This window comes from Haloglomus irregulare (assembly GCF_007421925.1).
GTDB classification, from domain to species: domain Archaea; phylum Halobacteriota; class Halobacteria; order Halobacteriales; family Haloarculaceae; genus Haloglomus; species Haloglomus irregulare.
Genome location: NZ_QMDX01000012.1, coordinates 1 through 19,852, shown reverse-complemented (window position 1 = coordinate 19,852; position 19,852 = coordinate 1). Strand labels below are relative to the sequence as shown.

Sequence of the window (19,852 nt, the reverse complement as noted above, 5' to 3'; positions counted from 1 at the left end):
CACCTACACCTCTCTACAGTACTGGAAAATGGATTCTGACAAATCCATCCAATAGACGCTGTGCTCGGTGGATTCAGCTGATCGGGGGGCTCCGGCCGGAGCTGGCGCGAGCGGCTCACAGCGGAGTTACGCTCCCGTTTCACGACGGTCTGGGAGCAGACGGTCGTCAGAATGACGGTTGGATGAACCACGGTCTCGGACCGCGGACCCGACTCTCCGGGTCGTTCATGGTCGTTCGTGGAGAGCGAGCGAGAGCGGTAGTAATTTCACCCGACCCTCCCTTTCGCCGGTTATGTCATACGACAAAGTGGACGTTCCTGCCGACGGGTCGCGAATCGAGGTGGACGAGGGCGACGAGTTCGTCGTCCCTGACGACCCGATCATCCCCATCATCTTCGGGGATGGCATCGGGGTAGACGTCGGCCCGGCGGCACAGCGGGTACTGGAGGCCGCGGCCGAGGCGACCGGCCGCGAGATCCACTGGATGCGGGTCTACGCCGGTGAGTCCGCGCGCGAGAAGTACGACGAGAACCTCCCGGAGGACACCCTGGCGGCGATGCGCGAGTTCAAAGTCTCGATCAAGGGGCCGCTGACGACGCCGGTCGGCGCGGGTTTTCGCTCGCTGAACGTGGCGCTGCGGAAGGAACTCGACCTCTACACCAACGTCCGACCGACCTACCACCTCGAGGGCGTCCCCTCGCCCGTGAAGGCGCCCGAGCAGATGGACATGGTCACCTTCCGCGAGAACACGGAGGACGTCTACGCCGGCATCGAGTGGGAGGCCGGCACGGACGGCGCCGAGGAGGTCCGCGAGTTCGTCGAGGACGAGATGGGCTACGACTCGACCATCCACGACGGGCCGGTCGGTATCGGCATCAAGCCCATCACGGAGTTCGGCACCAAGCGGCTCGTCCGCAACGCCATCGACTACGCCCTCGAACACGGCCGCGACTCGGTCACGCTGGTCCACAAGGGGAACATCATGAAGTTCACCGAGGGAGCCTTCCGCGACTGGGGCTACGAGGTCGCCGAGGAGGAGTACGGCGATGCGGTCATCACGGAGGACACCCTCTGGAACGAGCGCGACGGCGAACCGCCGGAGGACGCCGTCGTCGTCAACGACCGCATCGCGGACAACATGCTCCAGCAGATCCTCACGCGAACGGACCAGTACAACGTGCTCGCGATGCCGAACCTGAACGGGGACTACCTCTCGGACGCCTGCGGCGCCCAGATCGGCGGTCTCGGCATCGCACCGGGCGCCAACCTCGGCGACGGCCGGATGCTCGCCGAACCGGTCCACGGCTCCGCCCCCAAGTACGCCGGCCAGGACAAGGTCAACCCCTCCGCGCTCATCCTCTCGGGCCGCATCATGCTCGAACAGATGGGCTGGCCGAAGGCGGCCGACCTCGTCCGTGACGCCGTCGAGGCGACCATCTCCGCGAAGGAGGTCACCTACGACATCCACCGCCAGATCGAGGGCGGCGAGAAGCTCGCCACGAGCGAGTTCGCCGCCGCCGTCGCTGACCGTATCCACGAGATGGCCGAGTAACGGCGCAGTTCGGCTCGAACGTTCCTCCAGGAGTACATAATCCAGTAATCCCGGATTTCCGAGAGATATCGGGCGTTCTCGAACCGAACGCCCTTACTCGAGGGTGAAGCTCTCGTCGCCGTCCAGCACGTGGACCTCGGCGTCCGAGCCGGTCGCCTCCACCTCGTGGACGAACCGGTCCGTGTCGATCTCGATGGGCGGGAACGTGTCGTAATGCATCGGGAAGGCGTGGTCGACGTCGAGCCAGTCGACGGCGATAGCGGCTTGGGCGGGCCCCATCGTGAAGTGGTCGCCGGCCGGCACCGCGGCGGCGTCGGGTTCGAGGTAGGACCCGACGACGTCCTTCATCTCGCTCATCAGACCCGTGTCGCCGGCGTGATAGAACGCGGTGGCCTCGGTGTCGGACTCCCGGGTCGGCTTCGAGTCGCTGATGACGAACCCGACGGGCATCCCGAGTTCGTGCTCGTAACCGGTCATCGCGCCGTTGGTGTGGTCCGCACGATGCATCGTGACGTGGGCGTCGCCGGCCTCGACGGTCCCGCCGATGTTCATGCCCATCCCGGCGATGGCGTTCTCTATGCCCAACTCGTCCTCGACGTAGCCGCAGAGCTCCGGCACCGCGACGACCGTCGCGTCCGGGAACTCGCCGGCGTGGGCGATATGGTCCTCGTGCGCGTGCGTGAGTAGCAGGTAGTCCGGGTCATCAACGTCGCTCGGGTCGAGGGAGGTGTGTGGGTTCCCGAAGAACGGGTCGATGAGCAGGCTCGTCTCGCCGACCTGTACGTGCCAGCAGGAGTGTCCGTGCCAGGTGAGTTCCATCACGCGCCCGGCTACTCGCGGCCCCGACTTAACGGTTCAGGGGGCCACGGACGGCCCCCTCGCACCCCACGGAACACACCCCGGACGAGGTCCCCTCCGCACGAGCCATGCCCTCCAGGCGACACCTGTTGACCGTCTCCGGCGCGGCCGCGACCGGACTCTCGAACTGCCGCGAACCCCCGTCCCGCTCAAGCGAGTTCGGCGCCACACTCCGGGCAGAAGTTCTCCGTCCCCTGCAGGTCGGTCCCACAGTCCGGGCACTCCGGCGCCCCGTCGTCGGGGTCGGCCGCCTCGTGGACGCGCCCCGGGAGGTCCTCGGCGGCGGGGAGCGGGAGTGCCTCGACGCCCGCCTCCGGGACCGCCCCGGGGTCGATGAGTCCCGTCTCCACCAGTCGGGCGACGACCGTCGCGACGGCCGCGTCCGCGTCAGCCCGCGACCCGGCGTCCGCGACGACCAGCTGCCCGGTGCCGAAGACGAGCACCGTCGCCGCGTCGCCCTGGTAGACGACGCCGGGGAACGCGTCCGGCTGGTAGGTGGTGGCCTCGATGCCCAGTTCCAGCGTCGCCATGTTCGTATCGACCGCGGCGTCGAGCGCGACCGCGTACGCCGGGTCGCGGACCTCTATCTCGGGCACGTCCGCGACGGCGACGCTCGCCATCCCCTGCACGTCGAGGTCGTCGAGGGCGACGAGCAGCCGTGCGCGGTCGACGGTCATGGGTCGCCGTGGGTGGTGACGGCTCATATGCGTGCCGCTCCAGGGGCGGCCCGGAGCCCACGCCGACGACCGTCCCGCGGGGGTTTAGTCCCGGGCCACCCACGCCCCCGGTATGGGTCAGGAGTCCGTCGAACGCGTCACCGAGGAGGCCGGCATGGAGGCCGCCATCGACGTCCGCCACCGGGTCTTCGTCGAGGGTCAGGGCGTCCCCGAGGCGCGCGAACTCGACGGTCGCGACGACGAGGCGACGCATTTCCTGGCACGGGACGGGGACACCGCCGTCGGCACCGCGCGTCTGCGCGGGTACGAGGCCGACCCCCCGACCGCCAAGGCCGAGCGGGTGGCCGTTCTCGAAGCCCGCCGGGGGGAGGGCTGGGGCGCGCGGCTGATGGCCGCCGTCGAGCGCCACGCCCGCGACCAGGGGTACGAGCGCGTCCGCCTCCACGCACAGGTGCCCGTCGTGGAGTTCTACGAACGCCTGGGCTACGAGGCCCACGGCGAGACGTTCGAGGACGCCGGCATCCCCCATCGCGAGATGACCAAGCCCCTCTGATCGTCGGAACGACCATGCGGCCCCCGCCCGAACTGACCGTATGACGGACGACACGCCCGAGGAAGCCCCCGACGAACCCACCATCCCGCCGGAGGTCCACGTCGGCGACGACGAGGAGACACGAACCGGGCGCTTCCGGCTGTTCCGCGTCCTGCCGGCCGTCCCGCATCTGAACCTGTTCGACCCCGAGAGCCGACGGCTGTACACCGTCCACGGGTCGAACTACCGCGACGACCTGCAGTCACGCCTCGACGGCTTCCGGACGGGGGACCTCCTCGAGGGGACCCTGGTCGGGGCCCCCGCGGACCCGGAGGCCCCGTGGCGACTCGCCCGCGCCGAGCGCGACTCCGACGCCAGCGTCTCGCTGGCCTTCGCCTCGGACGTCGCCCCCGAGGCGCTCCCGGCCGCCGTCCGTGACGACGACGAACTCCGCGAACGCGCCGCGACCGACCCCGTCGGCCGGACGCTCGAACACGACGGTCACGCCGTCGGCGAGGTCTGGCTCCAGCCCCGCGACCCGCTCCCCGAGGACCTCTTCCTCCCGAACGTGCTCGCGGGCCTCGTCCCGATGGAACCGTGGTTCGAACGCCTCCCCGAGGTCGGCGACCCCGCGGCCGAGGCGCTCGTCCTCGACACCGCCGGTCCCGAGGCCACCACGTTCGACCAGCCCTTCGGCGTCGTCGTCTTCCTCACCGAGGCCGGCCGGGACCTGGGGGACCATTTCCGCGACCGCTACGGCCTCCCCACCGACCGCACGGCCGATACCCGGCCCGACATAGATCCCTACACCTGAGCTTCGGCTCGGGTGTCCTCGGCGCCCGCTTCGCTCGTGCCTGCGCGCACCACCCCGAAGAAGCTCGTTTACAGCTCGACGCCGCTTGGGATGAGCGAACGGCCCCGGAGGAGGTCGCCGTTGGGGTCGTAGACCAGGAAGACGTTCATCTCGTTGTCCAGCAGCGTCTCGCCGTCGACGGTGATGTGGGCCCGGTAGCGGAAGCCGTCGTCGGAGTCCTTGCCGAACTCGCGGGCGGCATCGATGAACTGGAAGACGTCGTCGGCGTCGGCGTTGAGTTCGAGGACGAACGAGCCCGTGACTCGGTTGGTCACGGCGACGACGCCGGCGGCGTCCTCGGCCTCCGGGGGCGTCTTGAGTCGGAAGGCGACGTCGAGTTCGTCGGGCGACAGCGACCCCCCGTCCGTGTCGGTCAGCCGGTCGTCCAGCTGGTCCGGTGGTCCGTCGAACTCGATATGTGCCGTCGGCGGCCCGTCCGCGTCCAGATTGCGGACGTCCAGCGTGAAGTAGTCGCGCCTCATCTAACTGACCGGAGCTACGGGGCGGGCGGACAAGAACGTGACGCCCCCGTGTCGACGGGGGACGCTGCCGATGGCGGGCGGTGCCGGCATCGGTAGGTTTTCGACCGCGGGGGGCGGCCGGCCCGTATGGTCTCGCTCCGGACGAAGTACGCCGGCGAACTCGCCGTGTTGCTGACGTGGGGCAGCGCGCTGTTGCCGTGGTCGGTATCGTTCGCCTCGCAGGGGGGCATCTCGCTCGTCGTGGTCCGGTGGCAGCCGTTCCTCGTGCAGTTCATCTTCGGCGCCCAGCTCCCGGGGGAGGCGCCGTTCCAGGCGCTCCCGACCGCCCTGGCCCGGGAGACCGGCGGCGTCGCGGAGGCCTACCAGGTGTGGGCCGTCGGCGCGGCCGTGTTCCTGCTGGCGTTCGCCCTGAGCATCGCGTACTACGCCCGCGAGGAGCGCGTCGAGGCGGCGCTACCGGTACATCCGGTCCGGGTGCTCGGCGGGTTGCTGCTGGCGACCGGGGCCGTGCTCGGCACCGCGACGGCACTGCTGACGGTGCGGTATCCGGGCGGTGCGCTGCCGCTCGGGGTGCTCTTCCTGCTCGTCTTCGGCGCGGTCCTGCTCCGTGTCAAGCGCGCTCCGGCGTGACCGGGCACTCCCGCGGTTCGCGGCGGTCGCCGGACCGAACGGCGGTGACTCGGCAGCGTGGATTTATGTACGCGTAGCGTTTCGTCCCGACAACGAGCGGGGATTACCCGGCCATCATGTCCGACAGGAACGACACGCGGCAGGCGGACAAGGGAGCGCTTCAGAGCGCCATGGAACAGCTCTCCCGGACCGTCGAGATGTTCCGTGGCTCCCGTATCGACGTCGAGAACTGGGCGCCGGGTCGGCACGGCCGGCTGGTCGACTTCGCCGGTCGCGAGGGGTACGAGGAGGTCGACCGCTACTGGCTGAACGCGCCGTTCTCCTACGCCTCCATCAACTACGACGCCGAGGAGAACCAGTACCTCTACCATGTCGTCGAGCCGTCGCTGGACGCGTTCGAGGCGGAACTCCTGGACGCCCTCTACGAGGACGTCCGGAACCCGCTGCTGTACGGCGAGGAGGCCGAGGACGACGAGGGCGCCGAGCGGCTCCTGATGGAGGAGCTCCGGGACCGGCTGGAGGAGTACGGCGTCGACGTCGACATGGCCGGCTTCTACCGCCTGTTCTACTACCTCTGGCGCCGGTTCCGCGGCTTCGGGAAGATCGACGCGCTGATGCACGACCCCGACATCGAGGACATCTCCTGCGACGGCTACGGGCTGCCGCTGTACGCCTACCACGAGGACTACCAGGACGTGGAGACGAACGTCTCCTACGGGGAGGAGGAGCTGGACTCGTTCGTCATCCAGTTGGCCCAGCAGTCCGGCCGCCACATCTCCGTGGGCAACCCCGTCGTGGAGACCACCCTGGAGGACGGCTCCCGCGCGGAGTTGGCGCTCGGCCAGGAGGTCACCCCCCGGGGCTCGGCGTTCACTATCCGGAAGTACAGTGAGGAGCCGTTCACGCCGATCGACCTGCTCCGGTTCGGGACCTACAGTCTGGACCAGATGGCCTACCTCTGGATGGCCATCGAACACAACAAGAACATCATCTTCGCCGGCGGGACGGCGGCGGGCAAGACCACCTCGCTGAACGCCATCTCGATGTTCATCCCGCCGCGGTCGAAGCTCATCACCATCGAGGACACCCGAGAGCTGGCGCTCTACCACGACAACTGGCTCTCCAGCGTCACCCGGGAACGGCTCGACGAGGCCGCCAACATCACGATGTACGACCTGCTCCGGTCCTCGCTTCGGCACCGGCCGGAGTACATCATCGTCGGCGAGGTCCGCGGTGAGGAGGCTATCACGCTGTTCCAGGCGATGAACACGGGCCACACGACGCTGTCGACGATGCACGCCGATTCGGTGCAGACCGCCATCAACCGGCTGGAGAACGAACCCATCAACGTCCCGCGACCGATGGTCCAGTCGCTCGACGTGCTCGTCGTCCAGACGCTGGCCCGCTTCGGGGGCGAGCGCGTGCGCCGGGCCTCCGACGTGGCCGAGATCGAGGGGATCGACCAGCGGACCGGGGAGCTGGACTACGCGAGCGCGTACGACTGGAACGCGACCGACGACAGCTTCAGCCAGGGGAACCGCAACCTGGTGGACGAGATACGCGCCGAGCGGGGCTGGTCGCAGCGGGACCTGCTGCAGGAGCTGCGCCAGCGCCGCCGCTTCCTGAAATATCTCTGGGACGAGGCGGTGACCCAGTACCGCCAGTTCACCGCGATGGTGAACCGCTACTACGCCGACCCGGACCGGGTGATGGACCGCATCGACGCCCCCGAGCTCGACCCGCCGGAGGCGGAGGTGAGCGCCGACGACTGATGGCCGTCACGACCTACATCCCGCTCATCGTCGTCCTCGTGACGGTGGCAGTGGTGGCGCTGGCACCGTTCAACAGGAGCCTGGAGCGCGACGTCAAGCGGCTCGCCTACGCCATCTTCGGCGGCCGGACCATCGTCCCGAACCCGTCCCGGGAGCGGACCCTCAGGGCGGCCGGCATCGGGACGCCGTACCGCATCTACGTCACCCAGACCTACCTGTACACCGCCGTGGCGGCGTTCGCCGGGGCCGTCGTCGGCGTCTACCTCGGCGGACTCCTCATCGACCTGCTCGGGCTGACCGAGCTGACCGCCCCCAGCCCGGCCATCACCGACGCCACCTCCTCGCTGCCGGACTGGCTGCTCACGTTCGACGCCAAACTGTTCGCACTGCTCGCCGTGACGAGCATCCTGCTCGGTATCGCCGCGGCCACGGTCGTCTACGCCATCCGGTGGAGCATCCCCTCCGTGCGGGCGACGACCCGGGCGCGCCAGATCGACGCCTCGCTCCCGCGGATGGTGGCGTTCATCTACGCCCAGTCCCGCGGTGGGATGGCGTTCCCGGACGTGATGCGTTCGCTCTCGGAGAACCGGGGGGTCTTCGGCGCCGGCGCCGACGAGATGGGCGTGGGCGTCCGCAACATCGACCTGTTCGGACAGGACCTGGTCACCGCCGTCCGGGATCTCTCCCGGCGGACCCCCTCCGACGAGTTCCAGAAGTTCCTGGAGAACCTGAACAGCGTCCTCCAGTCCGGCCGCAACCTCTCGCGGTTCCTCGCCGACGAGTACGAGCGCTACCGGGAGCAGGCAGAGGAGCAACAGCGGGAGATCCTCGAACTGCTCGCGACCACCGCCGAGGTGTACGTCACCGCCGTCGTGGCGGGGATGCTGTTCCTCATCACCATCCTGCTCGTCATCGGGCTGACGAGCGGGGACACACTGGTGCTGGTCCAGTTGCTCACCTACGTCGTCCTGCCGGCCATCAACCTGCTGTTCATCGCCTACCTCTCGGAGGTCACCCAACCGCTCCGGGCGAGCCGCGACGAAAGCGACGTCGACCGCGAGGGGATGGACGCCCTGACCCGTGCCCCGCCGCGGCAGGCCACCGAGGGCGAGCAGCCGACCGCGACCGACGGCGGCGAACTCGACTACGGCCGGGTGGTGAGTCCGCGCTCGAGGGCGAACCTCGGCCGGTTCCGCGCGCACAAGCGGGTCAAGCGGCTCCGCGACGTGCTGACCAGCCCCGTCGAGTCGGTGTTCGACCGCCCGGAACTCGTCCTGCTCGTCACCGTTCCCATCGCGCTGGGCTACGTGCTGGGACAGCTCCCGGGGGCGCTGGCCGGCGGCGCCCTCGACGTCCGGGCGTTCGACGACGCAGTCGTCCAGTCCGCGCTGTTCGTGATGGCCAGTTTCGCCGTCGTCTACGAGGTGTCCCAGCAGCGACTTCGGCGGCTGGAGAGCGCCATCCCGAACATGCTGGAGCGACTCGCCAGCCTCAACGAGGCCGGCGTGGCGGTCGTCTCCTCGTTCGACCGGGTCCGCCGGAGCGACCTCGGCGACCTCAACGACGAGATGGACCGTATCTGGCGGGACATCAAGTGGGGGGCCACCGTCGAACAGGCGCTCGACCGGTTCGAGCGCCGCATCCAGACCCCCGCCGTCACCCGGACCGTCACCCTGCTGACGAACTCGATGCGGGCGTCGAACGAGATCGGTCCGGTCATCCGCATCGCCGCGGAGCAGGCCCGCTCGGACCAGAAACTCCGGCGCCAGCGCAAGCAGGAGATGTTCACCTACCTCATCGTCATCTACGTCTCCTTCCTCGTCTTCCTGATCGTCATCGGGGCCATCGACCGGGTGCTCATCCCGAACCTGCCGAGCCAGGAGGCGCTCGGCGGGACCACCGGGAACGCCGTCGGCTCGGCGCCCTCGTTCCTCCAGATCAACTCCCGGAAGGTCGAGCAGTACCGGCTGACCTTCTTCCACGCGGGCCTCATCCAGGCGACCCTCTCCGGGCTGGTCGGCGGCCAGATGAGCAGCGGCTCGGTCAAGGACGGCGTCAAGCACGCCACCGTCATGCTGCTCATCACCTACCTCGCGTTCGTCTTCCTGCCGCAGCCGGAGGTCGGCGGCTCAACCGCCGCGATGGTCGCCCCGCTGCTCGCGCCCTGGTGAGCCCGTGACCGACCCGGACACCACCGCGTCGACGGACGCCTCCGACCGCCGGGCCGTCCGCGCCACCTACGACCGTATCGCCGACCACTTCGCCGAGACGCGGGCCCACCCGTGGCCCGAGGTCCCCGCGTTCCTCGACGGGCGCGGCGGTGCGACTGGGCTCGACCTCGGGGCCGGCAACGGTCGCCACGTCGAGCCGCTGGCCGAGCGAACCGACCGTGTGCTCGCGGTCGACGCCAGCGGCGACCTGCTCCGTATCGGTCGCGACCGCGCGTCCGACCGCGGGTACTCGGACCGGTACCGGCCCGTGACCGCCGACGCCGCCCGGCTGCCACTGGCCGCCGACACCGTCGACCTCGGGGTCTACGTCGCGACCCTCCACCACCTTCCGGACCGTCCCACGCGGGTCGCCTCACTGTCGGAACTCGCGCGCGTCCTCGCCCCGGGTGGCCGCGCGCTGGTCAGCGCCTGGAGCACCGCACACGACCGGTTCGACCGGCCGGCCGACGCCGAGCGCGGGTTCGACACGACCGTCGACTGGACGCTCCCCGGCGGGGAGACGGTGCCCCGCTTCTATCACGTCTACGCGCCCGCGGAGTTCGACGCGGACCTCGCGGCGAGCGACCTCGCGGCCGTCGACTCCTTCGTCTCCAGCGGGAACTGCTACGCAGTGGTCCGTACACCCGCCGAGAATGATAGATAACCACGGAAATAGAGTATTTGGACTGCAAATATGGACTCGCCGGCCGAATATCCTCATTAAAATAGATATACTCGGGCCCGGGGACCGGTACGCACTTGTGCGACCGCCGACCAACTGTCGGTGCGAGCGCCGGTGGTGAGCGCGCGGAGCGCGCGAACCTCGGCGCGCGAGCGAAGCGAGCGCGCCGGTGGTCTAGTGGTAGGACACGAGCCTTCCAAGCTCGTCGCCCGGGTTCAAATCCCGGCCGGCGCATCCCGCGGTCCCCCCTGACGACCTCGTCGCCGAGGCGAACGCTGGTCTTGATATGGCGGCCGAGCTATGAGTCGCCACGCTTGCCCGGCTCGACAGTCCACCGTCGCTCGGCGGTGAATCTACCAGTCCGGCCTCGAACAGTCGTGTCAGTGTAACGTACACGTTCGCCGTCCTGGGCGGGGGTGTGTGGCCGCCGTGGTGTAAATACCCGGTCAGGACCGGTGAAAGAGCCAAGCCCTCGGGGCCGGATGAACAGTCAGAACGTCCCGGGAACGCCGGATGCGGGACCGGGGGGATGGAAGCCAACACAGGAGTCGTGTAACCGTGAGCAGCGAAACAGACAACAGCGAACCGACACCGACCGAGGAGCACAGTGAGTCGGGCCCGGAGGATGGCGGGTTCCAGTTCAACGGCGAGGGCGAGACCACGAGCCGGGCCGACGAGGCGGCCACCGGCCCGTCGGCCGGTCATATCGTCGCGGACCACCCCATCAAGGGCGAGATACTACGCGAGACCCAGGAGTGGTTCCGGACGGCGGACCTGGACGAGTCGTTCGCCGAAGCGCCGGAGACCGAGTTCATCAAGAGCAACTTCTTCGACTTCTCCTATCTCGACGACCACGAGGAGGTCGAGCGCATCTGGGTGGACAAGCCGTACGCCTACGTCTCCATCCTCCAGCGCCACGGCGAGGAGAAGTTGCGCTACCACGTCCACGAACCCGAGCTCTCGGAGTTCGAGGAGTACGTCCGGGACGATCTGGAGAAGATCCTTCGGAACTCCCTGATGTACCAGGACCTGGAGGAGGAGGAGGACCGCGAGGTCGTCTTCGAGCGGAAGGCAGAGGAGATCATCACCGACCACGCCGCGGCGACGGTCTCGGACGGGACGCTGCTGAAGCTCAAGTACTACCTCCTTCGGGACTTCGTCCATCTGGGTCCCATCGAACCCATCATGCGGGACCCGGCCATCGAGGACATCTCCTGTGACGGCATCGGCATCCCGGTGTACGTCTACCACGCGGAGCACCGGGACCTGAAATCGAACATCTCGTTCGACGGGTCGGAGCTGTCGTCGTTCGCGCTGCGGCTGGCCCAGCGGGCGGGCGAGCAGATCAGCGTGAGCGAGCCGCTGATGGACGGCACCCTCCCGGACGGGAGCCGCGTCCAGCTCACCTTCGGCTCGGACGTCTCCACGCGCGGGTCGAACTTCACCATCCGGAAGTTCGCGAACGTGCCGCTGACGCCGGTCGACCTCATCGAGACCGGGACGTTCAGCGTCGAGCAGATGGCCTACTTCTGGCTGGCCATCGAGAACAACCGCTCGCTCATCTTCTCCGGCGGCACGGGCTCGGGAAAGACGACCTCGATGAACGCGGTGTCGATGTTCATCCCGGAGGACTCGAAGGTCGTCTCCATCGAGGATACCCGGGAGATAACGCTGCCCCACGACAACTGGATCCAGTCGCTCACCCGGGAGTCGATCACCTCGGAGGGGCGCGGCGAGGTGACGATGTACCAGCTCCTGCAGGCCGCGCTCCGGCAGCGCCCGGAGTACCTCCTCGTCGGTGAAATCCGGACCGAGCAGGACGTCGCGTTCACGTTCTTCCAGGCCATCGGCACCGGCCACACGGCGTACACGACCATCCACGCCGAGTCCGTCGAGGGGGTCCTCAACCGGCTGGAGAACGACCCGCTGGCGGTCCCGGTCCAGATGGTGCTGGAGCTCGACATCGTCTCCATCCAGAAGCAGACGTTCAAGAGCGGCGACCGGGTCCGCCGGAACGACGGCGTCACAGAGATCCGGGCCGGCGACGACGCCGGCGAGTCGGTGCGGGCCATCGACGTGTTCCAGCGCGACGCCGACACGGACACCCACCGGAAGGTGAACAAGTCGGCCGTCCTGCAGGACATCGCGGACGACCGCGGCTGGGGAGCCCGGGAGCTGGGCGAGGCGCTCAACGACCGCGAGGAGTTCCTCCAGTACCTCGTCGACGAGGGCATCGACGGCTACCGCGACGTCACGGCCGCGATCCACGCCTTCGGCAACGACCGCGAACAGCTGATGCGCCAGGTCACGGAGGGGACGCTGGCGCCGGACGACCTGACCGTCGAGGACGCCGACGAACTCTACCAATGAGCCAGCCGAACATCGATGACTCACCGGTCGTTCCGGAGTACGAGCTCGACCAGTACTTCCCGGAGAGCGCCGAACTGTCGGCCGAGGAGCGCGAGAAGCTCCGGGAACAGCACGGCTACTTCCGGACCTACTTCCGGGAGCAGCCGGACCGGTTCCGCGGGCTCCAGCGCTGGCTCAACCAGGCCCGCTTCGGCATCACCTACGACGTCTACCTCGCGCAGACGGCCCGTTACGCCATCGGTGGCAGCATCGTCGGCCTGATCCTCGGCGTCGTGCTGGCCGCCCAGCTGACGACGATGGGTGTCTTCGCCCCGATGACCGAACTGCCCGTGGTAGGGCCCGCGCTGGAGGGGTTCATCGGTCCGCTCGCCGCGTTCGTCGTCGGGCTGCTGGGGCTGGCCGTCGCCGGGGGTGGGACCACGGCGGCCCGCTACTACTACCCGCGGCTGCTGGTCAACCAGCGTGAGCGCAACATCGACGTGCTGCTCCCGCACGGCATCGTCTACATGTACGCGCTCTCGCACGGCGGCATGAACACCTTCGAGATCATCAAGGAGGTCGCCGAGGCCGAGGACGTCTACGGCGAGGTCGCCCGGGAGTGCGACATGATCGTCCGGGACGTGGAGCTGTTCGGGAACGACCTGTTCACCGCTATCCGCGACGCCCGGAACCTCACGCCGAGCGACAACTTCGAGCAGTTCCTTGACGACGCGCTCTCGGTGCTCGACTCCGGCAGCGACTTCAGCGCCTTCCTGGCCGACGAGTCCGATAACTACATGACCGAGGCCAGGCAGGAGCAGGAGAACTTCCTGGAGACGCTGTCCATCCTCAGCGAGATCTTCGTCGTGATGTTCGTCGCCGCCCCGCTCTTCCTCATCGTGACGCTGATGGTGATCAGCCTGCTCGGCGGTGACTCGCTGGCACAGACGTACGCACTGGTCTACGTCCTCCTGCCGGCCGGGATGGTCGTGTTCATGCTCCTCATCGACGTGCTCTCGAAACCGTACACCCAGCACGAGCACGAGGTCACGCTGTACGAGGAGGGCGACATCGAGCCGAGCGAGAACGCCCAGGCCGACCCGCAGTTCGAACGGTACGAGGAGCGCAAGCGCCGCGACGAACTGCTGTCGCTGGTGAGGAACCCGGTCGCGGAGATCCGCAAGCGCGACCCACTGCTGTCGCTGGCCGTCTCGGTGCCGGCCGCGCTGGCGACGGTCGGACTGCTCGTGGTTTCGGGCCAACTGCAGACGACGGTCGCGGGGATAAGCCGGACACCTATCAAGCACACCGTCGGGTACGGGGTCATCCCGTTCCTCGTCGCGACGGTCCCACTCACGCTGCTCTACGAGACCGAGCGCCGGCGCGAGCAGCGCATCAGCAGCCGGTTTCCGGACACGCTGAACATCCTCTCCAGCGCCAACCAGATGGGCATCCGGCTGGTCGACGCGCTGGACCTGGTCTCGCGCTGGTCCGAGGGCACCCTGGCCGACGAGCTCCGGAACGTCCGCAACGACATCACCTGGAACCACGACGTGGAGGGGGCGCTCCTCTCCTTTGCCGACCGGCTCCGAGTGCCACAGGTCACCCGGACGATGAAGCTCATCGCGAAGGGTTCCCGGTCGTCGTCGGACCTCTCGGAGATCATCTCCATCGCCGCCGAGGACACCCGTAACCGCTACCAGATCGAACAGAACCGCCGGCAGGAGATGTCCGCCTACACCGCCATCGTCGCCATCGGTTTCCTGGTCTACCTGGCGGTCATCGTGCTCCTCGACACCTCGTACCTGCAGCCCATCGGGGAGATCGCCGCCGGGGCCCAGTCCGAGGGTTCGGGTGACCTGCTGACGGTCACCTCAGTCCCGGTCGACCAGTACCGGACCGTCTTCTTCCACTCGGCGCTCATCCAGGGTGTCGGGAGCGGACTGCTCGCCGGCAAACTGGCCGACAACGACATCCTCGCGGGCCTGAAGTACAGTATCGTCCTCGTAGCGATCGCGCTCGCGGTCTTCATCCTCATCTGACAATGGCAGACGATGCACGCGAACGACCGGGGGACTGGGGGGACGAACGACCGGACGGTGTCGCGGGCCGGCTCGACGACCGCGCCGTGAGCGAGGTCATCGGCTCGATCCTCGTGTTCGGGCTGCTGGTCTCGCTGCTGGCGATCGTCCAGACGCAGGCGGTGCCGAACGCCAACGCCGAAATCGAGGTGAAACACAGCCAGTCCGTCCAGGGCGATATCGCGGACCTGCAGTCGGCGGTCAGTCGGACCGGGACCTTCGGCGGGACGGAATCTGTGACAGTCGAGACCGGGATGACCTATCCCTCGCGGCTGGTCCTGTTCAACCCGCCGGCCGTGCAAGGGACCCTTGCCTCCGGGGGGGCCGGGAACGTCAGCCTGGAGAACTTCTCGGCCGAACGAGCCGACACCGACTCGTATATCGGGACGAACCCGAACTTCACGACGCACGCCGTCTCCTACCGGGTCGACTACAACCGCTACACCGACCAGCCGGAGACCCGCTACGAGTACGGGGTCGTGGCCAACCAGTACGACGACGCCACGCGGATCGAGTCCGGCGGCGGTCCAGTCAGCGGGCGGTTCATCACGCTGACGATGCTGCGCGGTGGGCTCCAGGAGTCACAGGTCCGCCCGGCCTCCGTGACCACCTATCCGGTGAGCGCGCCGGCACAGCGGGTCACCGTCGAGTCGCCCGACGATCGGCCCGCCAACCTCACCATCGCCACGGGGCTCTCCGACGAGGTGTGGGTCTCGAAGATCCTCCGTGACCAGCTCGACACGAACGCGACCGCCGGGACCAACGTCACGGACTGTGGCAGTCTCAACAGCGGCTCGACGAACGCCGTGGCCGACCCGGTCGAGGACGACGGGCGGTTCGTCGTCGACTGCTCGTACCGGACCGTCGCCAACGGGTCGAACGAACTGACGATCCGGTTCGAGCAGAACCAGTCCTACCGGCTCGGGATGTCCAAGGTCGCGTTCAGCGCTGCCGCGGAGCCGACCGACGCGACGTACGTCACGGACGTCAGCCCGTCGGCGGACGAACTCGTCGTCGAGGTGCGCGACCGGTTCAACAACCCGGTCGAGCGTCGGGTCGACCTCACGGTCGAGCGCGCGGACGGGAGCACCGAGGAGATCACGACCGACCCCAGGGGCCGCGCGCAGATACAGGACGCCGTGGACCCGCAGCTCGACCGGCCGGCGAACGTCTCCCTCCGCGGCTCGAGCCCCTCGGACTGCATCGCGAACGTGACCTGTGCGGTTGTCGAGCCGCCGGGCCTCCCGGCGGCCTCGAACATCCGGGTGACGAACGTCTCCGCGGACGACTCGGAGAACACCGTCACGTTCACGTTCGAGAACCAGGGGAGCCGCGACACCAACATGTCGGAGGTCCAGCTCGGGTTCGCCACCCAGCGCAACGAGCGGACGCTGACGGTCACGGTCGGCGACACGCTCGAGAGCTGTGGCGAGATCACGGATCCGACGACCTGTTCGCTCGACCAGGAGGACGTGACGACCTCGTTCGTCACCGACGGCCCGGACGCCATCAGCAACTTCACCGTCGACGGGACGACCTACAGTAGTGGTATCGGTGCGGTCGAGAACCGTGACCCGGTGGCCTTCACCGACGGTTCGGGGAATCTCGCCACACTGCCCCGGAGCAGCACGGCCGACGTGACGTACGCGCTCGACGACTCGTTCACCCTCGCGGGCAAGGACTCGGTCGACCTGAGCGTCACCGTCTACTACGAGGACGGCTCCGTGGCGACGTACTCGCGGACGCTGTTCCAGGAGGACGGCGGGAGCGGCTAACCCCCGCTCCGACTTCCGCCCCCTACTCGCGGAAAAATGAGGCTGTCGGCGGAATTAATATCCCACGTCCGGACTAAACGGTGGATAGATAATGGGCTCGGAGCAACCGACGGTACTGGTGGTGGAAGACGAGCCCCCACTCGTCGAGATCTACGCACGGTGGCTGGAGTCGGAGTACCGGGTCCGGACCGCACAGAACGGGTCCGAGGCGCTGGAGCAGGTCGACGAGGACGTCGACGTCGCGCTGCTCGACCGTCTGATGCCGGGGATGTCGGGGGACGAGGTGCTGGCGGAGATACTGGACCGGGCGCCCGACTGCCGGGTGGCGATGGTGACCGCGGTCGAACCCGACTTCGACATCATCACGATGGGGTTCGACGACTACCTCACCAAGCCGGTCGAGAAGGAGACGCTGCTGGAGACGGTCGACCGGCTGCTCGAGCGGTCTGACTACCAGAGGCTGGAGCAGGAGTTCTACGCGCTGGTGTCGAAACGGTCCGCGCTACAGGCGGCCAAGTCCGCCGAAGAGCTCTCGACATCGGAGGACTTTGCGGAGCTCGAACACCGCATCGAGGAGCTGGAGACGGAGCTCGACACGGCCATGGGCGACGTGGATGACGGGGAGTTCGTCGCGATGGTCCGGGATATCGAGGCCGAGGGCGAGGACCCGGCCGAGCCGCCGGACGGCGAGACGGACCCGTTCGCCGAGGACGTGCAGGACGGGGCAGACTCCGACGACTCACCCGGAGGGGGGGCGAGATGAGCTACCGGACGACCGGGCTCGGTGACGACCCCGTCGCGTTCAACGAGGGAACGAGCCTCCTCGTCTCCGGCGCCTCGATGACCGTCCAGGAGCGGGTCTACGACGTGCTCGGCGGCGCGAACGACGACGAGGAGACGGCCATCCTCATCTCGACCGACCGCGGGGTCGCCGACGTCGTGCGGTCGTTCCAGGAGCGGGGGGCGTTCGACGCCGGTCGGCTTGGCGTCATCGACTGCACGGGCCGCGACGGGCCGGAAAGCGTCCAGGGCGCGCCGGTCCGGCGGCTGGGCTCCCCGGGCGACCTGACGGGGATGAGCCTGGAGTTCGCGAAGCTGGTCGACCGGTTCGAGGACGCCGGGGCGGGCGACCGCGCGCGAGTCGGCCTCGCCACCGTTTCGACGGTCCTGATGTACACGGACGTCCGGACGGCCTTTCGCTTCCTCCACGTGTTCACCTCGCGCATCCGCTCCGGGGGGCTGTTCGGCATCTTCGCGATGGACCCCGGGATGCACGACCAGCAGACGGTCAACACGGTGCGTGCGGTCTTCGACTGCGAGGCGCGGATCGACGACGACGGCGACGTGGACCTGCGCGGCTCCGGGTTCAGGACCGCGTGAACCGGGCGGCTACAGTTCGAACCGCTCGACGAGCCGGTCCTCCCCGTCGCCGACCTTCGTGTGAACGGCGACGATGCGGATGTCGTCCTCGAGTCCGGACCCCTGCAGCTTGGCCTTCAGCAGCTGGTCGACCTGGTAGACGCCGGCGGCGTCGGTCATCTCGATCTCGACGAGCACCGGGCGGTCGTCGCCACGGCGGAGCGAGACCCGCCGGATGGCCTGGCTGGAGATGGTGTTGATGCCGCGGCCACCCTCCTGGTAGGGGATGCGCGAACGGCCCCGCTCCATGTCCAGCGCGTCGGCGACGCGGACGACACCCGCTTCGGTCGTGAGCGGCTCCTCCTCGGTGTGGTGACAGAGGATGGCATGGAGCGTCTCGCCCGTGACCCGGACGGCCTCGGCGGTCTCGTAACCGAGTTCGGGGAGCAGGCGGTCGAGCAGGTCGGCCGCGAGCGGGATGGAGTAGTACGGGTGCTCGTCGCGGTGGACGACGTGGCCGATGTCGTGGAGGGTGGCGGCCAGCGCGACGATGACGGCCTCGTCTGCCTCGGGGAGCCCCTGTTCGGTGGCGCCGTTGAACCTGACGCCGCCCGCCTTCAGCAGGTCGTAGAGACAGAGCGCCCGGTTCCGGACGATATCGACGTGCTTCCGGCCGTGGTCGTTGTACCCCTTCCGGGCGACCGGGTTGACGTTCTGCGCCTCCAGATACGCGGCCACCTCCTCGTCGTCGGCCAGATGATCCAGCACCCGGTTGAGCCGCTCGTCGGGGAAGTGGTGGGCGGCGGCGGGGTCGTACTCCCGGCCGCCGTCGGTCCCGTCGGGCGTGGAATCCGGCGTGTCGCTCATACCCGCTCGAGGCCGGCGCCGGACAAAAGCGGCCGGGTGGCGCCCGCGCCACCACCTGCTCGGGGGGCTGAGGGAAAGGCCTATAATTCAATGAGGGCAAACGCCGTGATAGATGCTCAATACATTCGTGCTGTTCGGCGGGCTGCCGGGTGGGCCGGAGCTCATCGTCATCCTGCTCATCATCGTCCTCCTGTTCGGCGCGCAGAAGCTGCCCAAGCTGGCGCGTTCGACCGGGGAGGCGATGGGCGAGTTCCAGAAGGGCCGCGAGGAGGTCGAACAGGAGCTCGAGGAGATGCGCGAGAACGAGGACGGGGAGCAGGTCCCCGCTGAATCGGTCGCCGCCGACGAGGGGACGGGGGCCGCCACGACCGAGACCGACGCCGAGGTCGATTCCGTCATCGGCGAGGCCGAGACGGACACCGGGACCGAGCAGAACTGACGGACACCCTTTTTAACTGCCCGGCACAGTCTCCGACGGGACGCGTGGCCTAGTGGACAGGGCGAGGGGTTCCTAACTCCTCGATCGCGGGTTCGAATCCCGCCGCGTCCGTGCAGCGACCGTCGGGAACGAACCGACTCGGCGGATTCGAACCCCGGGAGTCGCGCACAGCGACTGCAGGGAGCGAGCACGTCTCCCTCCGGTTCGAATCCCGCCGCGTCCGTTCGCGCATAGTGGAGATACGAATCCCACGAGGGCGTCCGGGTGTTTGCGTCGCGCCGCCGCTGAACGGCCGCGATTCCAACCTGTCGCGGAACGGTGGCCCGAGCCGTCACGCGGTTCCGGGAACCGCTCTCCCCAGTGACGACTCGCTCGCGGCGGCCGATCGCGTCCGTATCACAGAGGAACAACCTGAGCGGTACGATCCCGAACTGTACGCCGGCCGCATGGTACGAGCGGCCGAGAGCGTCCTGTCGCCGCCTGGGCGACGGCTGGACGGGTGGCCGCCTCTCCAGCGAGCGTGGCGCACAGCTGTCGGGATACGCCCCGACTGACCACAGGCGACATCAGAGCTTCCTGTCGGTGGGGTCCTTCGCGGGGACGAGACCGACGCACGAGTTCGCCCAGCTCCCGCGTGCGGTGGACGTCAGCGAGGTTGTGCTCCAGAACCCGGCGGAGGTTACACATAATCAAGGAGAACGCCCACGAGTTTACTCGTGGGATGAATCCAACAG

At 68.3% G+C, this 19,852-nt stretch carries 17 protein-coding genes and 2 tRNA genes; 15 read left to right on the top strand and 4 right to left on the bottom strand.

Going from position 1 to position 19,852, the window contains the following annotated elements; all coding sequences use genetic code 11:
- Positions 1–292 precede the first annotated feature (292 nt).
- The gene (gene icd / locus DP107_RS15235; protein ID WP_144262997.1) at positions 293–1,552 is read left to right on the top strand and encodes an isocitrate dehydrogenase (NADP(+)); all 1,260 of its coding nucleotides are present in this window, start codon (positions 293–295) and stop codon (positions 1,550–1,552) included.
- Positions 1,553–1,645: 93 nt separating this feature from the next.
- On the opposite strand, the gene DP107_RS15230 is transcribed toward icd, so the two are convergent.
- Positions 1,646–2,371 carry a metal-dependent hydrolase gene (locus DP107_RS15230; RefSeq protein WP_144262996.1) on the bottom strand — a complete coding sequence of 242 codons (726 nt, stop codon included), beginning with the start codon at positions 2,369–2,371 and terminating at the stop codon, positions 1,646–1,648.
- Positions 2,372–2,559: 188 nt separating this feature from the next.
- Positions 2,560–3,087 (bottom strand): zinc-ribbon domain-containing protein, encoded by a 528-nt coding sequence (locus tag DP107_RS15225; RefSeq protein WP_144262995.1) that lies wholly within the window; start codon positions 3,085–3,087, stop codon positions 2,560–2,562.
- Positions 3,088–3,199: 112 nt separating this feature from the next.
- On the opposite strand from DP107_RS15225, the gene DP107_RS15220 reads away from it, so the two are divergent.
- Complete coding sequence (locus tag DP107_RS15220; protein ID WP_144262994.1) at positions 3,200–3,640, top strand: GNAT family N-acetyltransferase; 441 nt, start codon at positions 3,200–3,202, stop codon at positions 3,638–3,640.
- A 40-nt stretch (positions 3,641–3,680) separates the two neighbouring features.
- Positions 3,681–4,433 carry a hypothetical protein gene (locus tag DP107_RS15215; RefSeq protein ID WP_144262993.1) on the top strand — a complete coding sequence of 251 codons (753 nt, stop codon included), beginning with the start codon at positions 3,681–3,683 and terminating at the stop codon, positions 4,431–4,433.
- A gap of 68 nt (positions 4,434–4,501) precedes the next feature.
- On the opposite strand, the gene DP107_RS15210 is transcribed toward DP107_RS15215, so the two are convergent.
- A complete protein-coding gene (locus DP107_RS15210; RefSeq protein ID WP_144262992.1) occupies positions 4,502–4,954 on the bottom strand; it encodes a DUF5793 family protein in 453 nt (150 codons plus the stop codon).
- A 126-nt stretch (positions 4,955–5,080) separates the two neighbouring features.
- On the opposite strand from DP107_RS15210, the gene DP107_RS15205 reads away from it, so the two are divergent.
- The 10 genes from DP107_RS15205 (at position 5,081) to DP107_RS15160 (ending at position 17,833) form a co-directional block, all read left to right on the top strand.
- Positions 5,081–5,584, top strand: a complete 504-nt coding sequence (locus tag DP107_RS15205) for a DUF7549 family protein (protein ID WP_144262991.1) — start codon at positions 5,081–5,083, stop codon at positions 5,582–5,584.
- Positions 5,585–5,754: 170 nt separating this feature from the next.
- Entirely contained in the window at positions 5,755–7,356 is a 1,602-nt protein-coding gene (locus DP107_RS15200; protein WP_238330904.1) for a type II/IV secretion system ATPase subunit, read from the top strand.
- Positions 7,356–9,527, top strand: coding sequence for a type II secretion system F family protein (locus DP107_RS15195; RefSeq protein WP_144262989.1), 2,172 nt, complete (start codon positions 7,356–7,358; stop codon positions 9,525–9,527). The genes DP107_RS15200 and DP107_RS15195 overlap by 1 nt, the downstream gene beginning before the upstream one ends.
- Positions 9,528–9,531: 4 nt before the next feature.
- Positions 9,532–10,230 (top strand): class I SAM-dependent methyltransferase, encoded by a 699-nt coding sequence (locus DP107_RS15190; protein ID WP_144262988.1) that lies wholly within the window; start codon positions 9,532–9,534, stop codon positions 10,228–10,230.
- Positions 10,231–10,411: 181 nt separating this feature from the next.
- Positions 10,412–10,482, top strand: a tRNA-Gly gene (locus DP107_RS15185).
- A 279-nt stretch (positions 10,483–10,761) separates the two neighbouring features.
- Positions 10,762–12,618, top strand: coding sequence for a type II/IV secretion system ATPase subunit (locus DP107_RS15180; protein WP_144262987.1), 1,857 nt, complete (start codon positions 10,762–10,764; stop codon positions 12,616–12,618).
- Positions 12,615–14,639: a type II secretion system F family protein gene (locus DP107_RS15175; RefSeq protein WP_144262986.1), complete on the top strand. Its 2,025-nt coding sequence runs from the start codon at positions 12,615–12,617 to the stop codon at positions 14,637–14,639. The genes DP107_RS15180 and DP107_RS15175 overlap by 4 nt, the downstream gene beginning before the upstream one ends.
- Before the next feature lie 2 nt (positions 14,640–14,641).
- Positions 14,642–16,453 carry a hypothetical protein gene (locus DP107_RS15170; RefSeq protein WP_144262985.1) on the top strand — a complete coding sequence of 604 codons (1,812 nt, stop codon included), beginning with the start codon at positions 14,642–14,644 and terminating at the stop codon, positions 16,451–16,453.
- A 91-nt stretch (positions 16,454–16,544) separates the two neighbouring features.
- Complete coding sequence (locus tag DP107_RS15165) at positions 16,545–17,216, top strand: response regulator (protein WP_338072733.1); 672 nt, start codon at positions 16,545–16,547, stop codon at positions 17,214–17,216.
- Positions 17,213–17,833 (top strand): DUF7504 family protein, encoded by a 621-nt coding sequence (locus tag DP107_RS15160; RefSeq protein WP_144262983.1) that lies wholly within the window; start codon positions 17,213–17,215, stop codon positions 17,831–17,833. The genes DP107_RS15165 and DP107_RS15160 overlap by 4 nt, the downstream gene beginning before the upstream one ends.
- Positions 17,834–17,842: 9 nt before the next feature.
- Here DP107_RS15160 and DP107_RS15155 read toward each other — a convergent pair whose 3' ends face one another.
- Positions 17,843–18,679 carry an HD domain-containing protein gene (locus tag DP107_RS15155; RefSeq protein ID WP_144262982.1) on the bottom strand — a complete coding sequence of 279 codons (837 nt, stop codon included), beginning with the start codon at positions 18,677–18,679 and terminating at the stop codon, positions 17,843–17,845.
- Positions 18,680–18,791: 112 nt separating this feature from the next.
- Here DP107_RS15155 and tatA point away from each other — a divergent pair, with 112 nt between their 5' ends.
- Positions 18,792–19,118: a Sec-independent protein translocase subunit TatA/TatB gene (gene tatA / locus DP107_RS15150; RefSeq protein ID WP_144262981.1), complete on the top strand. Its 327-nt coding sequence runs from the start codon at positions 18,792–18,794 to the stop codon at positions 19,116–19,118.
- Between the two features lie 38 nt (positions 19,119–19,156).
- Positions 19,157–19,229, top strand: a tRNA-Arg gene (locus DP107_RS15145).
- Positions 19,230–19,852 lie beyond the last annotated feature (623 nt).

What these genes read in the sequence shown, in the direction of transcription:
- tatA (WP_144262981.1), top strand. Translation starts at nt 18,792, where the DNA reads ATGCTCAATACATTCGTGCTGTTCGGCGGGCTGCCGGGTGGGCCGGAG.
- DP107_RS15220 (WP_144262994.1), top strand. Translation starts at nt 3,200, where the DNA reads ATGGGTCAGGAGTCCGTCGAACGCGTCACCGAGGAGGCCGGCATGGAG.
- DP107_RS15165 (WP_338072733.1), top strand. Translation starts at nt 16,545, where the DNA reads ATGGGCTCGGAGCAACCGACGGTACTGGTGGTGGAAGACGAGCCCCCA.
- DP107_RS15210 (WP_144262992.1), bottom strand. Translation starts at nt 4,954, where the DNA reads ATGAGGCGCGACTACTTCACGCTGGACGTCCGCAATCTGGACGCGGAC.
- DP107_RS15230 (WP_144262996.1), bottom strand. Translation starts at nt 2,371, where the DNA reads ATGGAACTCACCTGGCACGGACACTCCTGCTGGCACGTACAGGTCGGC.
- DP107_RS15160 (WP_144262983.1), top strand. Translation starts at nt 17,213, where the DNA reads ATGAGCTACCGGACGACCGGGCTCGGTGACGACCCCGTCGCGTTCAAC.
- DP107_RS15225 (WP_144262995.1), bottom strand. Translation starts at nt 3,087, where the DNA reads ATGACCGTCGACCGCGCACGGCTGCTCGTCGCCCTCGACGACCTCGAC.
- DP107_RS15155 (WP_144262982.1), bottom strand. Translation starts at nt 18,679, where the DNA reads ATGAGCGACACGCCGGATTCCACGCCCGACGGGACCGACGGCGGCCGG.
- DP107_RS15215 (WP_144262993.1), top strand. Translation starts at nt 3,681, where the DNA reads ATGACGGACGACACGCCCGAGGAAGCCCCCGACGAACCCACCATCCCG.
- DP107_RS15170 (WP_144262985.1), top strand. Translation starts at nt 14,642, where the DNA reads ATGGCAGACGATGCACGCGAACGACCGGGGGACTGGGGGGACGAACGA.
- DP107_RS15205 (WP_144262991.1), top strand. Translation starts at nt 5,081, where the DNA reads ATGGTCTCGCTCCGGACGAAGTACGCCGGCGAACTCGCCGTGTTGCTG.
- DP107_RS15180 (WP_144262987.1), top strand. Translation starts at nt 10,762, where the DNA reads ATGCGGGACCGGGGGGATGGAAGCCAACACAGGAGTCGTGTAACCGTG.
- DP107_RS15175 (WP_144262986.1), top strand. Translation starts at nt 12,615, where the DNA reads ATGAGCCAGCCGAACATCGATGACTCACCGGTCGTTCCGGAGTACGAG.
- DP107_RS15195 (WP_144262989.1), top strand. Translation starts at nt 7,356, where the DNA reads ATGGCCGTCACGACCTACATCCCGCTCATCGTCGTCCTCGTGACGGTG.
- DP107_RS15200 (WP_238330904.1), top strand. Translation starts at nt 5,755, where the DNA reads ATGGAACAGCTCTCCCGGACCGTCGAGATGTTCCGTGGCTCCCGTATC.
- icd (WP_144262997.1), top strand. Translation starts at nt 293, where the DNA reads ATGTCATACGACAAAGTGGACGTTCCTGCCGACGGGTCGCGAATCGAG.